Annotated in this window: 2 protein-coding genes; both read left to right on the top strand. The window is 41.8% G+C overall.

The window, feature by feature from the left end; translation table 11 throughout:
* The coding region (locus CH76_RS13330) for an aminoglycoside adenylyltransferase domain-containing protein (RefSeq protein WP_152553356.1) at positions 1-738 on the top strand (738 nt) is incomplete at its 5' end.
* Between the two features lie 35 nt (positions 739-773).
* Positions 774-959 carry a hypothetical protein gene (locus CH76_RS13325; protein WP_081892718.1) on the top strand — a complete coding sequence of 62 codons (186 nt, stop codon included), beginning with the start codon at positions 774-776 and terminating at the stop codon, positions 957-959.

The raw sequence follows: 959 nt of genomic DNA, 5'->3' as shown, positions 1-959 counted from the left end.
CGTTATGTGGATGAGATCACTGCTGTGTTAGGTGAGAAAGTATATGGTATGTATGTGTATGGTTCGATTGCGCTTGAAGCATTTGACGAGGCACATAGTGATATTGATATTGTTGTAGTCGTAAAGCATGATATAACAAAGCCGCAAGCCAAGCAACTAGCTAAATTGCATAAGCGCCTAGCGCGTGAGGAGCGCTATGGAAATCGTTTAGACGGTATGTTTATTACACTCGAACAATTAGGTCGGGATGAGGCGTGTTACTATACTTACGAAGGTACTGTAAAGTTTGGTAAGTGGGATACAAATGCCATTACGTGGTGGTTGGTTAAGCATAAAGGGGTGACATTATACGGGCCCTTTGCGCAAAGTTTACCGCTTGAGGTAGAGTGGTCGCATGTACAGGCAACGCTTCAATATAATTTACATAGTTACTGGGCGACTAAAACTCGTAAGCCATTTGCTTTTTGGCGTACAGAAGATGTAGTCTTTGCGGTTACTACGATGGCGCGCATTTATGCGTCCTATGTCAAACAGGAGATTGTTTCTAAAAAGGAGGCCCTGCAGTGGCTTGCACAACATGCACGTACGGAGTGGCAACCTTTATTTGTAGAGGTTGAGGACAAGCTTCAAGGTGGAAAACTGCCTTTTGCACGCTGCGCACGAATGCGTTTATGCCGTAATTTTATGAAGCAAGCACTTAAAGGTGCTACGAATGACCAAAGTTTAATTGTCCTATGAGAGGGAAAACATAAGGTATGAAGGGAGAGGTTACTATGCGTGATAAAAAATATGATAATCCAGATATGGTCAGTACCGATAAGGAAAGTTTGTTTGATAAACACGAAGATATGCAAACCGTCGACCCAATTCCAGTAGAAGAACTTAATGAAGAAGTGAAAGATGAAAAAGATAAACGTGGGACGAAACATAGTTCAGGTAGTGAAAAGAAAAATAAGTAG

This window comes from Lysinibacillus sp. BF-4, assembly GCF_000743635.1.
Lineage (GTDB): Bacteria > Bacillota > Bacilli > Bacillales_A > Planococcaceae > Metalysinibacillus > Metalysinibacillus saudimassiliensis.
Note: the sequence above shows the minus strand (reverse complement) of the source record. Positions and strands in the feature narration are given on the sequence as shown.

Excerpts from the sequence above, each read along its gene's own strand:
- CH76_RS13325 (WP_081892718.1), top strand. The coding sequence starts at position 774 with ATGCGTGATAAAAAATATGATAATCCAGATATGGTCAGTACCGATAAG.